At 73.3% G+C, this 21,297-nt stretch carries 24 protein-coding genes; 19 read left to right on the forward strand and 5 right to left on the reverse strand.

Translation table 11 applies throughout. The features are described 5' to 3' along the window. Positions 1–23 precede the first annotated feature (23 nt). The 4 genes from ybaK to CCN35_RS01565 form a co-directional block, all read right to left on the reverse strand. Positions 24–521 (reverse strand): Cys-tRNA(Pro) deacylase, encoded by a 498-nt coding sequence (ybaK, locus tag CCN35_RS01550; RefSeq protein ID WP_067392918.1) that lies wholly within the window; start codon positions 519–521, stop codon positions 24–26. 42 nt (positions 522–563) lie between these two features. After that, positions 564–1,301, reverse strand: coding sequence for an LON peptidase substrate-binding domain-containing protein (locus CCN35_RS01555; protein ID WP_067392921.1), 738 nt, complete (start codon positions 1,299–1,301; stop codon positions 564–566). Positions 1,302–1,312: 11 nt separating this feature from the next. Continuing rightward, positions 1,313–2,389 carry a hypothetical protein gene (locus tag CCN35_RS01560; RefSeq protein WP_067392925.1) on the reverse strand — a complete coding sequence of 359 codons (1,077 nt, stop codon included), beginning with the start codon at positions 2,387–2,389 and terminating at the stop codon, positions 1,313–1,315. A gap of 146 nt (positions 2,390–2,535) precedes the next feature. Further along, the gene (locus CCN35_RS01565; RefSeq protein WP_067392928.1) at positions 2,536–4,110 is read right to left on the reverse strand and encodes an oxidoreductase; all 1,575 of its coding nucleotides are present in this window, start codon (positions 4,108–4,110) and stop codon (positions 2,536–2,538) included. Positions 4,111–4,323: 213 nt separating this feature from the next. Here CCN35_RS01565 and hisD point away from each other — a divergent pair, with 213 nt between their 5' ends. From hisD to CCN35_RS01605, 9 genes are read left to right on the forward strand one after another with little or no spacing between them, the layout of a single operon-like run. Beyond that, positions 4,324–5,649: a histidinol dehydrogenase gene (gene hisD, locus CCN35_RS01570; RefSeq protein ID WP_067392931.1), complete on the forward strand. Its 1,326-nt coding sequence runs from the start codon at positions 4,324–4,326 to the stop codon at positions 5,647–5,649. Beyond that, a complete protein-coding gene (locus CCN35_RS01575; protein WP_067392934.1) occupies positions 5,646–6,770 on the forward strand; it encodes a histidinol-phosphate transaminase in 1,125 nt (374 codons plus the stop codon). The genes hisD and CCN35_RS01575 overlap by 4 nt, the downstream gene beginning before the upstream one ends. Further along, positions 6,767–7,360, forward strand: a complete 594-nt coding sequence (gene hisB / locus CCN35_RS01580) for an imidazoleglycerol-phosphate dehydratase HisB (RefSeq protein ID WP_067392937.1) — start codon at positions 6,767–6,769, stop codon at positions 7,358–7,360. Before CCN35_RS01575 ends, hisB begins: the two co-directional genes overlap by 4 nt. Beyond that, positions 7,357–7,521, forward strand: coding sequence for a hypothetical protein (locus tag CCN35_RS28600; RefSeq protein ID WP_169721325.1), 165 nt, complete (start codon positions 7,357–7,359; stop codon positions 7,519–7,521). The genes hisB and CCN35_RS28600 overlap by 4 nt, the downstream gene beginning before the upstream one ends. After that, positions 7,518–8,180 carry an imidazole glycerol phosphate synthase subunit HisH gene (hisH, locus tag CCN35_RS01585; protein WP_067392949.1) on the forward strand — a complete coding sequence of 221 codons (663 nt, stop codon included), beginning with the start codon at positions 7,518–7,520 and terminating at the stop codon, positions 8,178–8,180. Before CCN35_RS28600 ends, hisH begins: the two co-directional genes overlap by 4 nt. After that, complete coding sequence (gene priA, locus CCN35_RS01590; protein ID WP_067392952.1) at positions 8,180–8,908, forward strand: bifunctional 1-(5-phosphoribosyl)-5-((5-phosphoribosylamino)methylideneamino)imidazole-4-carboxamide isomerase/phosphoribosylanthranilate isomerase PriA; 729 nt, start codon at positions 8,180–8,182, stop codon at positions 8,906–8,908. Before hisH ends, priA begins: the two co-directional genes overlap by 1 nt. Continuing rightward, positions 8,905–9,306 (forward strand): RidA family protein, encoded by a 402-nt coding sequence (locus tag CCN35_RS01595; RefSeq protein ID WP_067392956.1) that lies wholly within the window; start codon positions 8,905–8,907, stop codon positions 9,304–9,306. The genes priA and CCN35_RS01595 overlap by 4 nt, the downstream gene beginning before the upstream one ends. Next, positions 9,303–10,058, forward strand: a complete 756-nt coding sequence (hisF, locus tag CCN35_RS01600) for an imidazole glycerol phosphate synthase subunit HisF (RefSeq protein ID WP_067392959.1) — start codon at positions 9,303–9,305, stop codon at positions 10,056–10,058. Before CCN35_RS01595 ends, hisF begins: the two co-directional genes overlap by 4 nt. Before the next feature lie 5 nt (positions 10,059–10,063). After that, on the forward strand, positions 10,064–11,359 hold the full coding sequence (locus CCN35_RS01605; protein ID WP_067393087.1) for an MFS transporter: 1,296 nt from the start codon (positions 10,064–10,066) through the stop codon (positions 11,357–11,359). 39 nt (positions 11,360–11,398) lie between these two features. Here the strand turns inward: CCN35_RS01605 and CCN35_RS01610 are convergent, their stop codons facing one another. Beyond that, the gene (locus CCN35_RS01610) at positions 11,399–12,034 is read right to left on the reverse strand and encodes a TIGR03085 family metal-binding protein (protein WP_067392962.1); all 636 of its coding nucleotides are present in this window, start codon (positions 12,032–12,034) and stop codon (positions 11,399–11,401) included. Positions 12,035–12,116: 82 nt separating this feature from the next. On the opposite strand from CCN35_RS01610, the gene hisI reads away from it, so the two are divergent. The 10 genes from hisI to lgt all read left to right on the forward strand — a co-directional run bounded on the left by hisI (position 12,117) and on the right by lgt (position 21,263). Further along, positions 12,117–12,518, forward strand: a complete 402-nt coding sequence (hisI, locus tag CCN35_RS01615; protein ID WP_067393090.1) for a phosphoribosyl-AMP cyclohydrolase — start codon at positions 12,117–12,119, stop codon at positions 12,516–12,518. A gap of 12 nt (positions 12,519–12,530) precedes the next feature. Next, positions 12,531–14,075: an anthranilate synthase component I gene (locus CCN35_RS01620; RefSeq protein WP_067392966.1), complete on the forward strand. Its 1,545-nt coding sequence runs from the start codon at positions 12,531–12,533 to the stop codon at positions 14,073–14,075. Positions 14,076–14,100: 25 nt separating this feature from the next. Beyond that, the gene (locus CCN35_RS01625; protein ID WP_067392970.1) at positions 14,101–14,748 is read left to right on the forward strand and encodes a TIGR02234 family membrane protein; all 648 of its coding nucleotides are present in this window, start codon (positions 14,101–14,103) and stop codon (positions 14,746–14,748) included. 139 nt (positions 14,749–14,887) lie between these two features. Further along, positions 14,888–15,148, forward strand: a complete 261-nt coding sequence (locus tag CCN35_RS01630) for an HGxxPAAW family protein (RefSeq protein WP_067392973.1) — start codon at positions 14,888–14,890, stop codon at positions 15,146–15,148. Between the two features lie 82 nt (positions 15,149–15,230). Beyond that, positions 15,231–15,731 (forward strand): DUF2752 domain-containing protein, encoded by a 501-nt coding sequence (locus CCN35_RS01635; RefSeq protein ID WP_079129666.1) that lies wholly within the window; start codon positions 15,231–15,233, stop codon positions 15,729–15,731. Positions 15,732–15,968: 237 nt separating this feature from the next. Continuing rightward, positions 15,969–16,781, forward strand: coding sequence for an indole-3-glycerol phosphate synthase TrpC (gene trpC, locus CCN35_RS01640; protein WP_086791314.1), 813 nt, complete (start codon positions 15,969–15,971; stop codon positions 16,779–16,781). A 319-nt stretch (positions 16,782–17,100) separates the two neighbouring features. Beyond that, positions 17,101–18,384, forward strand: a complete 1,284-nt coding sequence (gene trpB / locus CCN35_RS01650; RefSeq protein ID WP_067392981.1) for a tryptophan synthase subunit beta — start codon at positions 17,101–17,103, stop codon at positions 18,382–18,384. Next, on the forward strand, positions 18,381–19,199 hold the full coding sequence (trpA, locus tag CCN35_RS01655) for a tryptophan synthase subunit alpha (RefSeq protein ID WP_067392984.1): 819 nt from the start codon (positions 18,381–18,383) through the stop codon (positions 19,197–19,199). The genes trpB and trpA overlap by 4 nt, the downstream gene beginning before the upstream one ends. A gap of 115 nt (positions 19,200–19,314) precedes the next feature. Then, a complete protein-coding gene (locus CCN35_RS01660) occupies positions 19,315–20,088 on the forward strand; it encodes a DsbA family protein (RefSeq protein ID WP_067392987.1) in 774 nt (257 codons plus the stop codon). A 143-nt stretch (positions 20,089–20,231) separates the two neighbouring features. Further along, positions 20,232–21,263, forward strand: coding sequence for a prolipoprotein diacylglyceryl transferase (gene lgt, locus CCN35_RS01665; protein ID WP_086791315.1), 1,032 nt, complete (start codon positions 20,232–20,234; stop codon positions 21,261–21,263). Positions 21,264–21,297 lie beyond the last annotated feature (34 nt).

The following is a 21,297-nucleotide window of genomic DNA, read 5'->3' on the forward strand; positions in this document are numbered from 1 at the left end:
CACGGCTGCGGACGGGGCGCGGCTCAGGGGCGGCCGATCGGGGCCAGGGTCGCGTCGGTCAGGGCGGCCAGGTCCTTCGGCGACAGCTCCACCTCCAGGCCCCTGCGGCCCGCCGAGACGCAGATCGTGGCGTGGTCCATGGCCGAGGCGTCCAGGACCGTGGGGAGCTTTCTGCGCTGGCCGAGCGGCGAGATGCCGCCGCGGACATAGCCCGTGGTGCGCTCCGCGAGCGCGGGGTCGGCCATGGCCGCGCGCTTGCCGCCGACCGCCGCCGCCAGGGCCTTGAGGTCCAGGGAGCCCGCCACGGGGACGACGGCCACCGTGAGCCTGCCGTCGACGTCGGCGATCAGCGTCTTGAAGACCCGCTCCGGGGAGACCCCCATCGCCTCGGCCGCCTCCTCGCCGTAGGAGGGATGGGAGGGGTCGTGGTCGTAGGCGTGGACCGTGTACTCCACGCCCGCGGACGTCAGGGCCACCGTCGCCGGTGTGCCTCCCGGCTGCTTCTTCGTCTTCTTCGCCATGCGGGTTCCTCGCCGTGCGCGTTCCCGTCGTGCACGGGGCTGTCAGTTCAGGCTCGTCGGGCCGTGGGTCAGGTCCACGGCCGGCAACGAGGGCAGACTACGGATGATCGCCGTCTCCGTGCGCAGGAGCCTCAGCTCGTCGCGCAGCCGGGAGGAGGTGTCGGGCGCCTGGAGCAGCCGCTGCTTGGTCGGCGTGTCGAGCACCATCGCCGCCGCCACCAGATACGACACCACGCCCGGCTGGTCCGGAAGCTCCGCGCCCGCGGCCAGCGACCGCTCCCGCGCCCCCGCCAGCCGTTTCCGGTACTGGCGGAAGGCCCGCAGCACCCCCTCGGCCAGCGCGCCCGCCTCGTCGCCGGGCTCCTCGGCCAGCTCCTGCAGCTCGGCCACGAGAAACGGACCGGAGGCGTCCACCGACAGCAGCCGGACCCGGGTGGTGCCGGTGGCCAGCACCTCGAAGGTGCCGTCGGCCCGCTCCCGGATGGCCGCCGCGTCCGCCACACAGCCCACGCCGTGGAACGCCCTGGCCGGGTCGGGGCCGAACCCGGCCGCGGCACCGCGCTCGGGCAGGGCCGTCGGATCGGGCATGCCCGGGGCGCTCGGGGCCACTTCACGGCCGTCGCGGATGGCCACCACGGCGAACCGGCGTTCGTCCTCGGGGGCCTTCAGCAGCGCGCGCATCATGGCGCGATAGCGCTCCTCGAAGACGTTCAGAGGAATGACCAGCCCCGGGAACAGCACCGAGTTCAGGGGGAAGAGCGGGAGGCGGACGGTGGTCACGACGCAGAAGCCTAATGGCCGCGGAGACGGCCGCGTCCGCGGCGCTCTCCCCGCGCCCGCCGGGACGGCCGCGCCGGCGCCGCCCCCAGGTCGCGGCGCAGCGCGAGAAACAGGCCCAGCGGGTCGTCCGACATCCGGTCCCAGGGGAACGAGGTGGCGTACGGGCCGATGAGGCGCAGCTGGGCCAGGGCCTCCTCCCGGCGGCCGAGGCGCACCAGGACGCAGGTCAGCAGATTGCGGATCTCCGCGGGCCAGGGCACGGCGGCCGGGAGACCGGCGGACAGGGCGATCGCCCGGTCGGCGGCCGCGTCCAGCCGGGCCCGCGGTATCCCGGGCCCGCAGCCGTCGGTCAGATAGGAGAAGGCGGCCCGCAGCGGCAGCGCCTGCGCCAGCGAGCCGGCCGGGGCGTCCTGGGCGGCCCGGTCGGCGAAGTCGAGGCACTCGCGGTGGGAGCCGTGCCAGCAGGAGGCCAGATAGCGCAGGGCGGTGACATGGCAGCCGTAGTGGTGCGGGGCGCGGCGGACCGCGGCCTCCCACAGCTCCTCGAAGTACCGGTGCCCGGCGCGGCTGCCGCGCGCATGGTCCAGGGCGACCCGCCACGGCACGGGATCGCGGTCGTCGGCGCGTGCGGCGGCCGTGATCAGCGGGTTGACCTCGCGCAGCAGCTCGGCCCGCGCGGGCGAGGGCCAGGCGCGGTCGACCGCGAGCTGGGCGGTGAGCAGCAGCGCGTCCGGGTCCTGCGGGGCCGCGGCGCGCCAGGCGTCCAGCCACTCGGAGCGCGAGCGGGCGAAGGCGGCCAGCCGGACCGTGTACCGGTCGCGGTCCTCCCAGCGGGCCTCCCGGCGCGTGGCGGCCAGCAGGTCGGCGGCGGGGCCGTAGACGCCCTGGGCGGCGGCGACCAGCGCCGGACCGAGGTGTTCGTCGGGCGCGTCGAGGAGCACCTCGTCATCGGCGGGCAGACCGGTGGCGGGCAGACCCGCGGCCGGGCACGGCACGCCCCCGGCCGTACGGGCGGAGCGGAGGAACGCGCCCTTGGCCGCACGGGAGGAGCGGATGAACGGGAGGAGCAGAGCCATGGTGTCGACCATTGAAGGACCGCAGGTCGCGGTGCGCCAGAGGGTGAAGGCAAGCCGGAAAAAGTTGTACGGCGGCCGGTCAAGAGAAGGTAAAAGGTGCCTGCCCGGCAGCCGGGCGCAGAACCGTTCCGGCCGGCTTCGGGTCCCGGGCTCCGGCTCTAGCTGCGCCGCAGCAGCCGGGTCGCCCCCGCCGCCACCGTGGTGGCCAGGGTCCAGCCGGCGAGGATCAGGGCCGAGGCGAGCCACTGCCAGCCGTCGCTCAGCTGCCACCGGCTCGCCTGCCCGAGGTCGACGACCGGCAGGAGCAGGTCCAGGGTGAAGAGGGCGGGATCCCAGTCGGGGGCCTCCTCCGGGGGAGCCGCGGGCCGGCCGGCGTACGCGAACGCCAGCGAGCCGGCCGCCCACAGCACGGCCATCCACACCGCGGCGCGGCCCGGACGGTACCCGTAGGCCACCGTCCAGTCCTGGACGTAGCCCACGATCTTGGCGGCGATCGGCAGGGTCTCGCGGCGGTGGCGGTGCTTGGCGAGCAGCACCTCGCGCGCGTCCTCGTCCTCGCCCGCCGCCCGCAGCACGGCGGCCAGCCGCTCGTAGGGCTCCGGGTTGTACTCGGCGGTCGCCGCCGCCACCCAGTCCAGGCGCTCGGTCAGGGGGAACGGGCCCCGCGGCACCAGGTTCTCGTAGACGAAGCCGTTCATGTGCAGCCGGCCCGGGCCGGGCCAGCTGCTCGCCCGGTCGACGAGGGTGACGATCCGCGCCCCGGACAGCACCACCCTGCCGCCCGACGGCTTCTCCCCGAGGAAACGCAGCTCGGGCGCCTGCACCCGGCGCAGCGACAGTTCCTGCTCGCCGGTGAAGGAGAGCCGGGCCCGCTCCAGGTCGATCGCGTCCCCGAACCGCCCGTCGTCCAGACGTATCCCGCCCTGGCACTCGAAGGGCTGGATCCGCGTCCCGCGCGCCGGGGTCACCCCGCTGGACGAGCCGCCCAGGCCCGCAGGAGTGAGATACAGGGTGCGCTCCACGGTCAGCCGGGGCGCGTTCAGCGCGAACCGCGCCCGTGCGTTGACCAGCCGCGCCCCGCGCAGGTTCAGCGAGACGCCGATCTTCGCGCTGCGCAGGCTGAACTCGCCGTACGACTGCAGCAGCTCCGCCTGGAGGTCCTGGCCGACCGTCAGCCCGTCGGCGGCGATCGAACGGCCCGTGCGGTCCTGGTGCACGACCGCCTGGTTGAGCAGCAGGTCCGTGCCGATCTGCGCGTCGGTGAGCCGGATCCCGCCCGGGAACCGGCAGCGCGGCAGATGCAGATCGCCCTCGATCTGCACCCGGGCCGCCTCCAGCCGCGGCACCGAGCAGTCCACCAGCCGCACGGTCGTGAACCGGGCCTCCGGCAGGAGGACCTGCTCCTCGAAACGGCAGCCCTTCAGCTCCACGTACGGCACGACCGTGCCGCCGGCGAGGTCCAGGGTGCCCGCGATCCGCAGACCGGTCAGTTTCAGGGACGGCACGCGCCCGGCGAACGCGGGCGGCCCGTCCAGCAGAAGCCAGGAGACGACACGCGCGCGCACGGTCCGCTCCGGGCCCCACGGCAGGTCGCCGTGCGGATCGTCGACCGCCGCGTCCCCGCTGCGCAGGTCGTACTCGCTTCCGTCGCGAAAGGCCTGCCACATGCCCGCCTCGGTGGTGGTCAGGTTCTCCGGCGGGTCCCCGGCACGGAGGCCGGCCCCCTCGGTCACGGCCCTCCCTCCTTCCCCCATTGCTCGTGGTTACTCGTGGGTTCTGTGCCGTGCACCACAGGTGATGCCCGTTGCGTGACAGTCTGAACGCGAGCAGTGACAGTCCCTTTCCGCGGGAGGCGGATGTGACCGGAGTCCGTCTGCTGCGGGGTTTCGTATCAGCCACTGATACGGGCGGACGGGGCCCGTGCGAGTTCTGAGAGAATTGAAACCGTGATCTCCCGAATCGATCTGCGCGGCGACGCCCTTCCCGAGGGCCCCGCCCTGCGTGACCTGCTGCCCCGAGCCGACTTCGACGTCTCGGCCGCCCTGGAGAAGGTGCGTCCGATCTGTGAGGCCGTGCATCATCGCGGCGACGCGGCGCTGATCGACTTCGCCGAGAAGTTCGACGGCGTGCGCCTGGAGTCGGTGCGCGTTCCGGCCCAGGCCCTCAAGGAGGCACTGGAGCAGCTGGACCCGGCCGTGCGCGCCGCCCTGGAGGAGTCCGTCCGGCGGGCCCGGCTCGTCCACCGCGAGCAGCGCCGCACCACCCACACCACCCAGGTGGTGCCCGGCGGCTCGGTGACCGAGAAGTGGGTGCCGGTCGAGCGGGTCGGGCTGTACGCGCCCGGAGGGCGGTCGGTCTACCCGTCCTCCGTGGTCATGAACGCCGTGCCCGCCCAGGAGGCCGGCGTGGAGTCGGTCGCGCTCGCCTCGCCGCCCCAGGCGGAGTTCGGCGGGCTGCCGCACCCCACGATCCTCGCCGCCTGCGCGCTGCTCGGCATCGACGAGGTGTACGCGGCCGGCGGCGCCCAGGCCGTCGCGATGTTCGCGTACGGCACCGAGTCCTGCCCGCCCGCGAACATGGTCACCGGCCCCGGCAACATCTGGGTCGCCGCCGCCAAGCGCTACTTCACCGGCCGGATCGGCATCGACACCGAGGCCGGCCCCACCGAGATCGCGATCCTCGCCGACGCCACGGCCGACCCGGTGCACGTCGCCTCCGACCTGATCAGCCAGGCCGAGCACGACCCGCTGGCCGCCGCCGTCCTGGTCACCGACTCGGAGGAGCTCGCCGACGCGGTGGTCGAGGAGCTGGAGCCGCAGGTCGCGGCGACCAGGCACGTCGAGGACCGGATCCGCCCGGCCCTGTCCGGCAAGCAGTCCGCGATCGTCCTGGTCGACGGCCTGGAGGAGGGCCTGCGCGTGGTCGACGCCTACGGCGCGGAGCACCTGGAGATCCAGACCGCCGACGCCGCCGCGGTCGCCGACCGGGTGCGCAACGCCGGCGCGATCTTCGTCGGCCCCTGGTCCCCGGTCTCCCTCGGCGACTACGCGGCCGGCTCCAACCACGTCCTGCCGACCGGCGGCTGCGCCTGCCACTCCTCGGGCCTGTCCGTGCAGTCCTTCCTGCGCGGCATCCACATCGTGGACTACAGCCGGGACGCCCTCGCCGAGGTCGCCCACCACGTGGTGACCCTGGCCGAGGCGGAGGACCTGCCGGCGCACGGCGCGGCGATCAAGGCGCGATTCGGGTGGAAGGTGCCTGAGAGCAAGTGAGCTTCGAAAGCTTCGGGATCGAGGATCTGCCCATCCGGGACGAGCTGCGCGGCAAGTCCCCCTATGGCGCACCCCAGCTGGACGTCCCCGTCCGGCTGAACACCAACGAGAACCCCTACCCGCTGCCCGAGCCGCTGGTCGAGCGGATCGCCGAGCGGGTGCGCGAGGCCGCCCGCGCCCTCAACCGCTACCCGGACCGGGACGCGGTCGAGCTGCGCACCCGGCTCGCCGAGTACCTGACACGCACCGGCGGCCACCCGGTCGGCGCCGGCAACGTCTGGGCGGCCAACGGCTCCAACGAGGTCATCCAGCAGCTGCTGCAGACCTTCGGCGGACCGGGCCGCAGCGCGATCGGCTTCGAGCCGTCGTACTCCATGCACGCGCTCATCGCGCGCGGCACGGGCACGCGGTGGATCACCGGACCGCGCGACGAGGACTTCACGATCGACCTTCCCGCCGCAGAGAAGGCGATCGCCGAGCACCGCCCGGACGTCGTCTTCGTCACCACGCCCAACAACCCCACCGGCGGCGCGGTCCCCTCCGAGACCGTCCTCGCGCTGTACGAGGCCGCGCAGGCGGCGAAGCCGTCGATGGTGATCGTGGACGAGGCGTACGTCGAGTTCAGCCACAAGGGCTCGCTGCTGCCGCTGCTGGAGGGCCGGCCGAACCTGGTGATCTCGCGCACCATGTCGAAGGCGTTCGGTGCCGCCGGGCTGCGCCTGGGCTACTTCGCCGCGCACCCGGCGGTCGTGGACGCCGTCCAGCTGGTCCGGCTGCCGTACCATCTGTCGTCCATCACCCAGGCGACGGCGCTGGCCGCCCTGGAGCACACCGACACCCTGCTCGGATACGTCGAGCAGCTGAAGTCCGAACGCGACCGGCTGGTCGCCGAACTGCGCGCGGCCGGCTACGAGGTGACGGAGTCGGACGCCAACTTCGTCCAGTTCGGGCGGTTCGCGGACTCCCATGCCGCCTGGCGGAAGATCCTGGACCGGGGCGTCCTGGTCCGTGACAACGGCGTACCGGGGTGGCTGAGGGTCACCGCCGGGACCCCGGCGGAGAACGACGCGTTCCTCGACGCGATCCGCGAACTGAAGAAGGAACAGGAGCAGAGCACATGAGCCGCGTCGGGCGCGTGGAGCGCACCACCAAGGAGACCTCGGTCCTCGTCGAGATCGACCTCGACGGCACCGGCAGGACCGACATCACCACCGGAGTCGGTTTCTACGACCACATGCTCGACCAGCTCGGACGGCACGGTCTGTTCGACCTGACCGTGAAGACCGACGGCGACCTGCACATCGACTCCCACCACACCATCGAGGACACCGCCCTCGCCCTCGGTGCCGCCTTCAAGCAGGCGCTCGGCGACAAGACGGGCATCTACCGCTTCGGCACCTGCACGGTCCCGCTGGACGAGGCCCTCGCCCAGGTCACCGTCGACCTGTCCGGCCGCCCCTACCTCGTGCACACCGAGCCCGAGAACATGGCGCCGATGATCGGCACGTACGACACCACGATGACCCGCCACATCCTGGAGTCCTTCGTCGCCCAGGCCCAGGTCGCGCTGCATGTGCACGTGCCCTACGGGCGCAATGCGCACCACATCGTGGAGTGCCAGTTCAAGGCGCTGGCCCGGGCCCTGCGGTACGCCTCCGAGCGGGACCCCCGCGCGGCGGGCATCATCCCGTCCACGAAGGGCGCGCTGTGACCGCTGTGTCGACCCTGCTGATCGTCGTCGGCCTGTTCCTGGTCGGCGGCGTCATCTCCTTCGTCAGGCAGCAGATGCCGAAGAGCCTCGTCGTGCTGCTGGCCGTCGGCGCGGCCCTGTGCCTCGCCGCGGGTGTGCTGCGGCTGGAGGTGTGGAAGTGACCGTCCCCGGCACGACCAAGAAGGTCGCCAAGAAGGTCGTCGTCTTCGACTACGGCTTCGGCAACGTGCGCTCGGCCGAGCGGGCCCTGGCGCGCGTGGGGGCCGAGGTCGAGATCACCCGTGACTACGACAAGGCGATGAACGCCGACGGACTGCTGGTGCCGGGCGTGGGCGCCTTCGCCGCCTGCATGCGGGGCCTGAGGGAGGCCCGCGGCGACTGGGTCATCCAGCGCCGGCTGGCCGGCGGACGCCCGGTGATGGGCATCTGCGTCGGCATGCAGATCCTCTTCGCCCGCGGCATCGAGCACGGCGTCGAGGCCGAGGGCCTGGAGGAGTGGCCCGGCACGGTCGAGCCGCTCCAGGCGGACGTCGTGCCCCACATGGGCTGGAACACCGTCCAGGCACCGGCCGACTCGGAGCTGTTCGCCGGTCTGGACCCGGAGACCCGCTTCTACTTCGTGCACTCCTACGCCGTCCACGACTGGAGCATGGAGACGCACAACCCGGTGATGGACGCCCCCAAGGTCACCTGGGCCACCCACGGCAAGCCCTTCGTGGCCGCCGTGGAGAACGGCGCCCTGTGGGCCACGCAGTTCCACCCCGAGAAGTCCGGCGACGCCGGAGCGCAGCTGCTGACCAACTGGATCGGAACCCTCTGATGGCTTCGAAGCTCGAACTCCTCCCCGCCGTCGACGTCCGTGACGGCCAGGCCGTCCGCCTCGTGCACGGCGAGGCCGGGACCGAGACCTCCTACGGCTCTCCCCTCGAGGCCGCCCTGACCTGGCAGCGCTCGGGCGCCGAGTGGCTGCACCTGGTCGACCTCGACGCCGCGTTCGGCACCGGCAGCAACCGGGAGCTGATCGCCGAGGTCACCAGGGCGGTGGACATCAAGGTGGAGCTGTCCGGCGGCATCCGCGACGACGAGTCCCTCGAAGCCGCGCTGGCCACCGGCTGCACCCGTGTGAACCTGGGCACGGCCGCACTGGAGACCCCCGAGTGGGTCGCCAAGGTCATCGCCGAGCACGGCGACAGGATCGCGGTCGGTCTGGACGTGCGCGGCACCACCCTGCGCGGCCGCGGCTGGACCCGCGACGGCGGCGACCTGTACGAGACGCTGGAGCGCCTCAACAAGGAGGGCTGCGCGCGCTACGTCGTCACCGACATCGCCAAGGACGGCACCCTGCAGGGCCCCAACCTGGAGCTGCTGAGGAACGTGTGCGCGGCGACGGACCGCCCGGTGGTGGCCTCCGGCGGCGTCTCCTCGCTCGACGACCTGCGGGCGATCGCGGCCCTGGTGCCGCTCGGCATCGAGGGCGCCATTGTGGGGAAGGCCCTGTACGCCAAGGCGTTCACCCTGGAAGAGGCCCTGGAGGCAGTGTCGTCATGAACGGAGCCGTGCGGCGCGTGCAGAGCGGAAGCCCCTGGGAGGAGAGCATCGGTTTCGCACGCGCCGTGGCGGCGGGCGACCGTGTCCTGGTGGCCGGCACCACGGCCTTCAGGGGCCGGGTGCTGTACGGGGAGGGCGACCCGTACGAACAGGCCAGGGTGGCCTTCGGCAACGCACTGGAAGCGATCGCCGAGTTCGGGCTCGGTCCCGAGTCGGTGCTCAGGACCCGGATGTACCTGACCCACCAGCGGGACGTGGACGAGGTGAGCCGCGCCCACAAGGAACTGTTCGACTCGGTGCGTCCGGTCTCCACCCTGCTGATCGTGGAGGGCTTCGTCGACCCGCGCATCCTGGTCGAAGTGGAACTAGAGGCATTCAGAGGAGCCGTGGACCCATGACCCTCGCGGTCCGAGTCATCCCCTGCCTGGACGTGGACAACGGCCGGGTCGTCAAGGGCGTCAACTTCAAGAACCTGCGCGACGCGGGCGACCCCGTCGAGATGGCCAAGGTGTACGACGCCGAGGGTGCCGACGAGCTGACCTTCCTGGACATCACCGCGTCCTCGGGCAACCGGGAGACGACGTACGACGTGGTCCGCCGCACCGCCGAACAGGTGTTCATCCCGCTGACGGTCGGCGGCGGCGTCCGTACGGCCGAGGACGTGGACCGGCTGCTGCGGGCGGGCGCGGACAAGGTGGGCGTCAACACGGCCGCGATCGCGCGCCCCGACCTGATCCGGGAGATCGCCGAACGCTTCGGCCGCCAGGTGCTGGTCCTGTCGATCGACGCCCGCCGCACGCCCTCGGGGAGCTTCGAGGTCACCACCCACGGCGGCCGCCGCGGCACCGGCATCGACGCGGTCGAGTGGGCCCACCGGGCGGCCGAGCTGGGCGCGGGCGAGATCCTGCTCAACTCCATGGACGCCGACGGCACCAAGGACGGCTACGACCTGGAGATGATCGCCGCCGTCCGCAAGCACGTCACCATCCCGGTCATCGCCTCGGGCGGCGCCGGCAGGCTCGACGACTTCCCCCCGGCGATCGCCGCGGGCGCGGACGCGGTGCTGGCCGCCTCGGTCTTCCACTTCGGCGATCTGCGCATCGGGCAGGTCAAGCAGACCCTGCGGGAGGCGGGACACCCGGTTCGTTGACCACCGTGCCTTCCGTCTCCACCGCGTCCACCGGCAGACGCACCGGCGCACCCGCCGTCGAACGCCCCGCCCACCGGGACGGCAACGTCCTGCGGTGGCTCGCCGCCTACACGATCTCGATGGTCGGCGACAACATCTACTACATCGCCCTGTCCTGGGCGGCGGTCCGCGCCGGTTCGCCCGCCCAGGCGGGAGCGGTGATGGCCGTGAGCTCCGTCCCCCGGCTCCTGCTCATGCTGGGCGGGGGAACGCTCGCCGACCGGCTCGGGCCGCGCAGGGTCGTCATCGGCAGCGACGCCGTGCGGTGCGCGGCCGTCCTCGCGGTGGCGGCCCTGTTCTGGGCGACCAGCCCGGGACTGTGGCCGCTGGCCGTGCTGGCCCTGGTCTTCGGCACCGTCGACGCCGTCTTCCTGCCGGCCGTGGGCGCCCTTCCCGCGCGGGTGACGAGCCGCGGGCAGCTGGCGCGGGTGCAGGGCATGCGGGGACTGGCGATCCGGTTCGCGAGCGTCGTCGGCGCACCGCTCGGCGGTCTCGGGATCGCGCTCGGCGGCGTGGCGGCGGCCCTGGGGACCGCCGGGCTGCTGATGGCCGCGTCCGTGCCGCTGCTGGTCTCCGTACGGCTCCGGAAGCCGCCGCAGGACGCCCCCGGCGACACCGGCGGCCCCGACGGTTCTGCGGACGCCGGCGGCTCCACCGCCTGGCGGGACCTGGTGGACGGCCTGCGCTACGTCCGCCGCCACCGCGTCCTCGCCCCGCTGATGCTGACCATCGCCCTCGGCGACCTCGGCTTCATGGCCCCGCTCAACGTCGGACTGGCCCTGCTGGCCGACGAGCGCGGCTGGGGCGCCTCCGGGCTGGGCTGGGCGCTGGCCGGGTTCAGCGCCGGGGCGGGCGCGGCCTCCCTGCTGCTGACCGTGCGCGGCAGGCTGCCGCGGGCCGGACGGACGACCGCGTACGCGATCATCGCCGGCGCCGTGGCCATCGGGACCCTCGCCCATGTCCCGAACGTCGCCGCCGCCGTCGGCGTGGCCGTGCTGATCGGCCTGCTCACCGGCCTCAGCGGCGCCCTGTGCAGCGCCCTGCTGCAGACCCAGGCCGATCCGGCCTACCTCGGACGGGTCACCGCCGTGGCCGGCCTGGTCAGCCTGGGACTGGCACCGCTGAGCATGCCGCTGTCCGCCGCGGCGATCGGGGTCTGGGGGACCGGACCGGTGTTCGCGGTCAGCGCGGCGGTGTGCGGGCTGGGCGGCGTGGTCGCCCTGGCCGCCCGCGACCTGCGGCGCGTCGAACTGCCCCGCTGACCGCCGCCGCGGCGGGCGGCCGGCGGCGGACGGAGCGGGTCAGATGCCCAGCTTCCTGCTCTGCGACAGCTTCGTGACCGCGTCCTGGTCGCCCTCCACCTCCACCCGGGCGGCGCCCTGCCGGCCGAACGCGAACAGCAGCAGCTCCGACGGCTCGCCCGTCACCGTCACCACCGGCGCGCCCCGGTGGGCGACGACCGTCTGCCCATTGGGACGGCGCAGGACCAGACCCGTGGGAACGCCCCGGCCCAGCAGCCGGGCGGTGCGCTCCAGACGGGACCACAGGGTCTCCTGGAAGACCGGGTCGAGCTCGCGCGGCGTCCAGTCGGGCTGGGCACGGCGCACGTCCTCCGCGTGGACGTAGAACTCGACGGTGTTGGCCGCCTCGTCGATCTGCTTGAGCTGGAAGGGCGAGAAGCGCGGCGGGCCGGTACGGATCAGCTGGATCAGCTCCTCGTACGGCTTGGCCGTGTACTCCTCCATCACCTTCTGCAGACGGGGTGCGAGCTGCTTGATCAGCTGGCCCCCGACCGTGTCGGGACGCCGCTCGCGCACCACCACGTGAGCGGCGAGGTCACGGGTGCGCCAGCCCTCGCAGAGGGTGGGCGCGTCCGGACCGGCGGTCTCCAGGAGATCGGCGAGCAGAAGCCGTTCACGCTTGGCAAAGGTCGACATGGAGTCAGCCTACGGCTACGCAGCGGGTCCGCACAGTGGACAACACGGCCCCCGGCCGGGGCCGCACGGCACAATGGCACCCATGACCAGCACGTCCGGCACATCCCCCACCAGCGGCCTCGACCCGAGGATCGCGGCACGCCTCAAGCGCAGCGCCGACGGGCTGCTGCCCGCGATCGCCCAGCAGTACGACACCGGTGAGGTGCTGATGCTCGGCTGGATGGACGACGAGGCGCTGCACCGCACACTGACCACCGGCCGCTGCACCTACTGGTCGCGCAGCCGCCAGGAGTACTGGGTCAAGGGCGACACCTCCGGGCACGTGCAGTACGTCAAGTCCGTCGCCCTCGACTGCGACGCCGACGCCGTGCTGGTCAAGGTCGACCAGGTGGGAGCCGCCTGCCACACCGGCGACCGCACCTGCTTCGACGCCGACGTCCTGCTCGACGACACCGGCTCCGGCGCACGGACCGAAGAGCGGTAGGGGCGGGCCGCCATGGACCTCGAGACGTTCCGCAAGCTGGCCGTCGACCGCCGTGTCATCCCGGTCACCCGCAAGCTCCTCGCCGACGGCGACACGCCCGTCGCGCTCTACCGCAAGCTCGCCGCCGAACGCCCCGGCACCTTCCTGCTGGAGTCCGCCGAGAGCGGCCGTTCCGCGTTCACCTGGTCCCGTTACTCCTTCATCGGCGTCCGCAGCGCCGCCACCCTCACCGAGCGCGACGGCCAGGCCCACTGGCTCGGCACCCCGCCGGTCGGCGTCCCCCTGAAGGGCGATCCGCTCGCCGCCCTGCGCGCCACCGTCGAGGCCCTGCACACCCCCCGCGACCTCACCCGCGACCTGGGCCTGCCGCCCTTCACCGGCGGCATGGTCGGCTACCTCGGCTACGACGTCGTACGCCGCCTGGAGAGGATCGGCTCCGGCGAGCGGGCCGGCGACGACCCGGCGCGCGTGCCCGAGCTGACCATGCTGCTCACCTCCGACCTCGCGGTCCTCGACCACTGGGACGGCACGGTCCTGCTGATCGCCAACGCGATCAACCACAACGACCTGGACACCGGCGTCGACGAGGCCTACGCCGACGCCATGGCCCGTCTGGACGCCATGGAGGCGGACCTGTCCCGTCCCGTCGCCCAGCCCCCGGCCGCCCTGCCGCCCTCCGAACTGCCCGAGTACACCGCCCTGTGGGGCGGCAGGGACTTCCAGGCGGCCGTGGACGACATCAAGGAGCGCATCCGCGCGGGCGAGGCCTTCCAGGTCGTCCCCTCGCAGCGCTTCGAGACGCCGTGCACGGCGAGCGCGCTGGACGTCTACCGGGTCCTCAGGACCACCAACCCCTCGCCGTACATGTACCTGCTCCGTCTCGACGGCTTCGACGTCGTCGGGTCCAGCCCGGAGGCGCTGGTGAAGGTCGAGGACGGACGGGCCATGATCCACCCCATCGCCGGCACCCGGCCGCGCGGCGCCACCCCGCAGGAGGACCAGGCCCTCGCCGAGGAACTGCTCGCCGACCCCAAGGAGCGCGCCGAGCACCTGATGCTCGTCGACCTCGGGCGCAACGACCTGGGCCGGGTCTGCGAACCGGGCTCCGTCGAGGTCGTCGACTTCATGTCGATCGAGCGGTACTCGCACGTGATGCACATCGTCTCCACCGTGACCGGGCGGGTCGCCGAGGGCCGCACCGCCTTCGACGTGCTCACCGCCTGCTTCCCGGCCGGCACCCTGTCCGGCGCGCCGAAGCCGCGCGCGATGCAGATCATCGAGGAGCTCGAACCGTCCCGGCGCGGGCTGTACGGCGGCTGCGTCGGCTATCTGGACTTCGCCGGGGACTCCGACACCGCGATCGCCATCCGCACCGCCCTGCTGCGCGACGGCACGGCCTACGTCCAGGCGGGCGCCGGGATCGTCGCCGACTCCGACCCGGTCGCCGAGGACACCGAGTGCCGCAACAAGGCGGCGGCCGTCCTGCGCGCCGTGCACACGGCCAACCGGATGGGACAGCGCTCCGCCTCCCGGGCCTCCCGGGGGAACCCCGGGTGAACCGGCGGGCGGAGCCCGGGTGATAGTGGAGTACGTGACTGCTGCTGCACCCGACTCCCGCTTCGAAGCCGCCCCCGCCCGGTCCGGCCGCCGGAGCCTCGCCGCCGCCCTGCTGTGCGGAGCGCTCGGCGCGGCCGTGGCCCTGCTGGCCAGCCGGCAGCACTGGGCGGAGGGCACCGCGGCGGTGGCCGGCGGCGCCTTCCCCCTGACCGCCAAGGGCAGCGAGGTCACCGGCGTGCCCGCGGCGCTCGCCGTCGTGGGCCTGGCCGCGCTCGTCGCCGTCTTCGCCGTCCGCCGCCTCGGCCGGGTCCTGGTCTCCGCGCTGCTCGCGCTGTCCGGCGCCGGCACGGTCGCCGCCGCCCTGCAGGGCGCCTTCGACAGCTCCGTCCTCGACGAGAAGGCCGCCCGGGCCGCCGGCGACACCGCCGCGACCGCCGCCACGCTCAGCCACACCGGATGGCCCTACGTCGCGGCCGCCGGCGGGACGCTGCTGTTCCTCGCCGGTCTGATCGCGCTGCGCCACGGCCGCCGGTGGCCCGCCATGTCCGGCCGCTACGAGCGTTCCGCAGCGCCCCGCACCGGCGCCTCCCGCCCGGTCGACCCCGACCGCCCGGAGGAGCTGTGGAAGGCCCTGGACCGCGGCGAGGACCCGACCGGAACCGACCCCGCCTGACCGCCGCCCCGGGCCGGTCCCGCCCGCCGCGGGGAGGCCCGTGGCAGGGAGCCACCCCCGCTCACGGCGCGTGTGCGCGTACGGGACAATGGACGCGAGCGTCCGGCTCAGACACGTACACAGCAACGAGGAGCAAGTCATGGCGGGCAGCAGCCACCACGGTCACACCCCGGCCGCCTGGACCGGTGTCATCATCTCCTTCATCGGTTTCTGCGTCGCCGGCGCCTTCATGGTGATGGCCAAGCCGGTCGGCTTCTGGACCGGCATCGCCATCGTGCTGCTCGGCGGTGTCGTCGGCGGCATCATGCGCATGATGGGCCTCGGCCAGAAGGACGAGCACCCGGTGCACCGGCTCGCGGCCAAGCGCGAGGAGCGCGAGCCCGCCGGCGCCGAGGGCTGAGACCCGCGAGCCCGCACGACGCGAGAACCGAGGGGCGGCACGCCCCGTCCCTCGCGGGCACGCGCGCCCGGTCCGGGGCAGAATGCGAGGCGTGAACGCCGACAGCCAGAGGGTGACACACGGCCGGACGCCCCCACCCCGCCCCCGGCACGGCGAGGACGAGCCGGCCGTTCCGATGCACGCCACGGCCGTGCTGCGCCGGCTCGCCGTCCCCGCCGGGGTCCTGACCGCCGTCGCCTGCGCCTTCGCCTACGTCGGGGTCGTGGACCCTCATGAACCCGGCCACTACCCGGCGTGCCCGCTGCTGCGCCTCACGGGCCTGTACTGCCCCGGCTGCGGCGGGCTGCGCAGCGCCCACGCCTTCGTGCACGGGGACCTCGTGGCGGCCCTGCGCGACAATGCCCTGGCCGTGGCGGGCTTTGTGGCCTTCGCCGTGTTCTGGACGCTCTGGGCGGTCCACGCGGCCCGCGGACGGCGGCTGCGGTTCGACCCCGGGCCGGTGCCCCTGTGGGGCTTCGGGGTGCTCCTGGTGGTGTTCACCGTGGTCCGGAACCTGCCGTTCGGCAGCTGGCTCCACCCCTGACCGGAATCGGCGCTTCCGTTTGACCGGCATGTGTCCGGTGGGTGGGACCGCCGTCGGCCGGATGCGGGGACCGCGCCCCGGTCCGGCTACCATCGCAGGGACCACCGGTTTTCACCCGCTTGATCCACTTGGTCTGCCGGACCGTGCCCGTTCCGCCGGATCCGCCGGATTCGCCTCGGGAGACCGCCGGAGGCCGCTCGATCGGAACAGTCCACCGTCTGGAAGGGGGCCGCTCGCGTGAGTGTGCTCGACGAGATCATCGACGGAGTCCGTGCCGACCTCGCGGAGCGGCAGGCGCGCGTCAGCCTCGACGAGCTCAAGGAGCGTGCGGCCAAGGCCCCCGCCGCCAAGGACGCGATGGCCGCGCTCAAGGGCGACGACGGGGTCAAGGTGATCTGCGAGGTCAAGCGCTCCAGCCCGTCCAAGGGCGCGCTGGCCGCGATCGCCGACCCGGCCGGCCTCGCCGCGGACTACGAGGCCGGCGGCGCCTCCGTCATCTCGGTGCTGACCGAGGAGCGCCGCTTCGGCGGCTCGCTGGCGGACCTGGAGGCGGTCCGGGCGCGGGTGGACGTCCCCGTGCTGCGCAAGGACTTCATCGTCACCTCGTACCAGCTGTGGGAGGCCCGGGCCTACGGCGCCGACCTCGCCCTGCTGATCGTCGCCGCCCTCGACCAGCCGGCCCTGGAGTCGCTGATCGAGCGCGCGGTGTCCATCGGACTCACCCCGCTCGTCGAGACCCACGACGAGGAGGAGGTGGAGCGCGCGGTGGCCGCGGGCGCCAAGGTGATCGGCGTCAACGCGCGCGATCTGAAGACGCTCGAGGTCGACCGCAGCACCTTCGAGCGGGTGGCGCCGGAGATCCCGGACGGCATCGTCAAGGTCGCCGAGTCCGGGGTCCGCGGCCCGCACGACCTCATCGCCTACGCCAACGCCGGCGCCGACGCGGTCCTGGTCGGCGAGTCCCTCGTCACCGGCCGCGACCCCAAGGCGGCGGTCGCCGACCTGGTGGCGGCCGGAGCGCACCCGGCACTGCGGCACGGGCGGGGCTGACCCGTGCCCTTCGCCCCCGACCCCGAGCCCTCCAGGGACCCGTACGCCCGCCTCGCCCGCGGCTGCCGGCCCCGGGGATGCCGTGCGCCGGCACGACGGGTGCACGGCCGCAGGGTGCGGTACGTCATCGGCGACGAACCGGGCCAGGTGAACGGCATGCGATGGCACCGCCCCTCTCGGGGCGCGGAGCCGTGTCCGGGCACGCGGCACCCGGCCGCGCCAACACGCCGGGTCACGCACGGCCGGCGGCCGTCTGACGGGCTCCGCCCCACGGAGACTGGTGTCCACCCGTTCACCGCACTCACCGTGAGGTTTCCGCATGCCCAGCACATCCTTCGTTCCCGATCCGGAAGGGCGGCTCCCCAGCGCCGAGGGGTACTTCGGCGCGTTCGGCGGCAAGTTCATCCCGGAGGCCCTCGTCGCCGCCGTGGACGAGGTGGCCGTCGAGTACGACAAGGCGAAGGCCGACCCCGAGTTCGCCCGTGAGCTCGACGAGCTGCTCGTCCACTACGCCGGCCGGCCCAGCGCCCTGACCGAGGTGCCCCGCTTCGCCGAGCACGCCGGCGGCGCCCGGGTGTTCCTCAAGCGCGAGGACCTCAACCACACCGGCTCCCACAAGATCAACAACGTGCTCGGCCAGGCCCTGCTGACCAAGCGCATGGGCAAGACCCGGGTGATCGCGGAGACCGGCGCCGGCCAGCACGGGGTCGCCACCGCCACCGCCTGCGCCCTGTTCGGGCTCCAGTGCACGATCTACATGGGCGAGATCGACACCAGGCGGCAGGCCCTGAACGTCGCCCGGATGCGCATGCTCGGCGCCGAGGTCGTGGCCGTGAAGTCCGGCAGCCGCACCCTGAAGGACGCCATCAACGAGGCGTTCCGCGACTGGGTCGCCAACGTCGACCACACCCACTACCTGTTCGGCACCGTCGCCGGACCGCACCCCTTCCCGGCCATGGTCCGCGACTTCCACCGGATCATCGGCGTCGAGGCCCGCCGCCAGCTCTTGGAGCGCACCGGGCGCCTGCCCGACGCGGCCGTCGCCTGCGTCGGCGGCGGCTCCAACGCCATCGGTCTCTTCCACGCCTTCGTCCCGGACACCGGTGTGCGCCTCGTCGGCTGCGAACCCGCCGGACGCGGCCTGGAGACCGGCGAGCACGCGGCCACGCTGACCGCCGGCGAGCCCGGCATCCTCCACGGCTCCCGCTCCTACGTCCTGCAGGACGAGGAGGGCCAGATCACCGAGCCGTACTCGATCTCGGCCGGCCTGGACTACCCGGGCATCGGCCCCGAGCACTCCTATCTGAAGGACTCCGGGCGCGCCGAGTACCGCGCGATCACCGACGACGCGGCCATGGAGGCGCTGCGCCTGCTGTCGCGCACCGAGGGCATCATCCCGGCGATCGAGAGCGCCCACGCGCTGGCCGGCGCCCTCGAGGTCGGCCGGGAGCTGGGCGGGGACGGGCTGATCGTGGTCAACCTGTCCGGGCGCGGCGACAAGGACATGGACACCGCCGCCCGCTACTTCGGCCTGTACGACACCGACGCCGAGGTGGCCGCAGACGGGACCGACACCGCCGAGATCGAGGGGGACGCCAGGTGAGCGGCACCATCCAGCTGCTGAACGACACCCTCGCGGCCGCGAAGGCGGAGGGCCGGTCCGCGCTCATCGCCTATCTGCCGGCCGGCTTCCCGACCGTGGAGGGCGGCATCGAGGCGGTCAAGGCCGTCCTCGACGCCGGCGCGGACGTCGTCGAGGTCGGGCTGCCGCACAGCGACCCGGTCCTGGACGGGCCCGTCATCCAGACCGCCGACGACATCGCGCTGCGCGGCGGCGTCAGGATCGCGGACGTGATGCGGACGGTCGAGGAGGCCCACAGGGCCACCGGCAAGCCCGTGCTCGTCATGACGTACTGGAACCCGGTCGACCGCTACGGCGTCGAGCGCTTCACCGCCGAGCTCGCCGAGGCGGGCGGCGCCGGCTGCATCCTGCCGGACCTGCCGGTCCAGGAGTCCGCGCTGTGGCGGGAGCACGCCGCGAAGCACGGGCTGGCGACGGTGTTCGTCGTGGCGCCGAGCAGCAAGGACGAGCGGCTCGCCGAGATCGCCGCGGCGGGCTCCGGGTTCGTCTACGCCGCGTCCCTGATGGGGGTCACCGGCACCCGGGAGACGGTGAGCGCACAGGCCCGGGGACTGGTCGAACGGACCCGGGCCACCGGCACCGAGCTGCCCGTGTGCGTCGGCCTCGGCGTCTCCAACCGCGCCCAGGCCGCCGAGGTGGCCGGCTTCGCCGACGGGGTGATCGTCGGCTCCGCCTTCGTCAAGCGGATGCTGGACGCCCCGGACCTCGCGGCCGGTCTGGAGGCCGTCCGCGAGCTCGCGGGCGAGCTGGCGCTCGGGGTGCGCGGACAGGCGTAGCGCCACCCCGCGGCGGCAGCCCGGACGGATCGTGCGGTCAACCGCCCCGGTCCCTCGAACGGGTGGTCCTGGAACCGGGGAGGCGCAGTGCGCCTCCCCGGCTCGTTCTGGGGGTGTGAGCGACAAGAACCATCAGGAGAAGCGCACCGCCCGGCAGCGGCTGGCGGCCGAGCGGGAGAAGCAGAAGGCCGCGGAGAAGCGGCGGCGCACGCTGATCGTGTCCGCGACCGTCGTGTGCGTCCTGGGCCTGGCGGCGGTGGTCGGCGTGCTGGCCGCCAACGCGGGCAGGAGCGAGCAGAGCAGCGCGGGCCCGGTCGTGGCGCCCTCGGGCGCCCAGGGCAAGGACAGCCTGGCGATCCCGGTCGGCAAGGACGGTGCCGCGTCGACGCTCACCGTGTGGGAGGACTTCCGCTGCCCGGCCTGCCAGGCCTTCGAGAAGACGTACCGCCCGGTCCTCAAGGAGCTGACCGACTCCGGCAGGCTCAGGATCCAGTACCACCTGGTCCGGCTGATCGACGGCAACCTCGGCGGAACCGGTTCGCTGCGCGCGGCCAACGCCGCGGCCTGCGCCCAGGACGCCGGGAAGTTCCCCGCGTACCACGACGTGCTGTTCGAGAACCAGCCCAGGGAGACCGACGACGCCTACGCCGACAACGACAGGCTCATCGAGCTGGCCGGCAAGGTGGACGGCCTGAACACCCCCGCCTTCGCCCAGTGCGTCAGGAACGGCACGCACGACAGCTGGGTCGACAAGGTCCACGAGGCCTTCGGCGCCGGCGGCTTCTCGGGCACCCCGACCGTCCTGCTGAACGGCAAGAACCTCATGGAGGACCGGGACATGACCCCGCAGAAGCTGAAGCAGATGGTGGAGGCGGCCGGCAAGGGGTGACCGGCGGGTTCCGGAAGAGGGACGGGGAGAGGTCAGGGGCGGTGCGGCACCCGCCGGGGACGCCGTGGGCCAGGGACGTTATGGAGCCGTAGTCGGGCTGTTCGGTCTCCCCCCGCTCCGGCTGCGGTAGCGTCGACCCTGCCATGGAACTTGCCTACATTCCCAGCCCGTCGCGCGGGGTGCTGTACCTCGGTCCGATTCCGCTGCGCGGCTATGCGTTCTGCATCATCATCGGTGTCTTCGTTGCCGTCTGGCTCGGCAACAAGCGCTGGATCGCCCGTGGCGGGCGGGCCGGCACGGTGGCCGACATCGCGGTCTGGGCCGTGCCGTTCGGCCTGGTCGGCGGCCGGCTCTACCACGTGATCACGGATTACCAGCTGTACTTCGGCGAAGGCCGTGACTGGGTGGACGCCTTCAAGGTGTGGGAGGGCGGTCTCGGCATCTGGGGCGCGATCTCGCTCGGTGCGCTGGGCGCGTGGATCGGCGCCCGGCGCCGGGGCATCCCGATGCCGGCGTACGCCGACGCGGTGGCGCCGGGCGTGGCCCTCGCACAGGCCATCGGCCGCTGGGGCAACTGGTTCAACCAGGAGCTGTACGGCCGGGAGACGCAGGTTCCCTGGGCGCTGCACATCACCTCCGCGGCGGACGGCCGGGTGCCGGGGTACTACCACCCGACGTTCCTGTACGAGTCGCTGTGGTGCGTCGGTGTCGCGCTGCTGGTGATCTGGGCGGACCGCCGCTTCCGGATGGGGCACGGCAGGGTGTTCGCGCTCTACGTCGCCGCGTACTGCGCGGGCCGGTTCTGGATCGAGTACATGCGGGTCGACGAGGCCCACCACATCCTGGGCCTGCGGCTGAACAACTGGACGGCGCTGATCGTCTTCCTGCTCGCGGCGGTCTACATCCTGGTGTCCGCCCGGAAGCGGCCGGGCCGGGAGACCGAGGTCGAACCGGGCGTGACCGCCTCCGGCGAGGGATCCGGCACCGCCGCCGGCGGCAAGGCGCCCGCCGAGTCCGCCAAGGCCGCCGAGTCCGCCGAGTCCGCCGGGAAGGCCGCGGAGAAGGACACCGGGGCGCAGGACGCCGAGGACGCGCGGGAGGACGGACCGCAGACGTCCGCGGCGACCGGGCCGGCCGGTGCGAAGGACGAAGCGGAGTCGGCGGGCAGGAGCTGACCGCCGGCCGTGACCGTACGCGCAGGAGGGCGCC

Source organism: Streptomyces thermovulgaris, assembly GCF_002155915.1.
GTDB lineage: Bacteria > Actinomycetota > Actinomycetes > Streptomycetales > Streptomycetaceae > Streptomyces > Streptomyces thermovulgaris.

What these genes read in the sequence shown, in the direction of transcription:
- ybaK (WP_067392918.1), bottom strand. Translation starts at nt 521, where the DNA reads ATGGCGAAGAAGACGAAGAAGCAGCCGGGAGGCACACCGGCGACGGTG.
- CCN35_RS01560 (WP_067392925.1), bottom strand. Translation starts at nt 2,389, where the DNA reads ATGGTCGACACCATGGCTCTGCTCCTCCCGTTCATCCGCTCCTCCCGT.
- hisB (WP_067392937.1), top strand. Translation starts at nt 6,767, where the DNA reads ATGAGCCGCGTCGGGCGCGTGGAGCGCACCACCAAGGAGACCTCGGTC.
- priA (WP_067392952.1), top strand. Translation starts at nt 8,180, where the DNA reads ATGGCTTCGAAGCTCGAACTCCTCCCCGCCGTCGACGTCCGTGACGGC.
- CCN35_RS01595 (WP_067392956.1), top strand. Translation starts at nt 8,905, where the DNA reads ATGAACGGAGCCGTGCGGCGCGTGCAGAGCGGAAGCCCCTGGGAGGAG.
- hisF (WP_067392959.1), top strand. Translation starts at nt 9,303, where the DNA reads ATGACCCTCGCGGTCCGAGTCATCCCCTGCCTGGACGTGGACAACGGC.
- CCN35_RS01610 (WP_067392962.1), bottom strand. Translation starts at nt 12,034, where the DNA reads ATGTCGACCTTTGCCAAGCGTGAACGGCTTCTGCTCGCCGATCTCCTG.
- hisI (WP_067393090.1), top strand. Translation starts at nt 12,117, where the DNA reads ATGACCAGCACGTCCGGCACATCCCCCACCAGCGGCCTCGACCCGAGG.
- CCN35_RS01620 (WP_067392966.1), top strand. Translation starts at nt 12,531, where the DNA reads ATGGACCTCGAGACGTTCCGCAAGCTGGCCGTCGACCGCCGTGTCATC.
- CCN35_RS01630 (WP_067392973.1), top strand. Translation starts at nt 14,888, where the DNA reads ATGGCGGGCAGCAGCCACCACGGTCACACCCCGGCCGCCTGGACCGGT.
- CCN35_RS01635 (WP_079129666.1), top strand. Translation starts at nt 15,231, where the DNA reads ATGCGAGGCGTGAACGCCGACAGCCAGAGGGTGACACACGGCCGGACG.
- trpB (WP_067392981.1), top strand. Translation starts at nt 17,101, where the DNA reads ATGCCCAGCACATCCTTCGTTCCCGATCCGGAAGGGCGGCTCCCCAGC.
- lgt (WP_086791315.1), top strand. Translation starts at nt 20,232, where the DNA reads ATGGAACTTGCCTACATTCCCAGCCCGTCGCGCGGGGTGCTGTACCTC.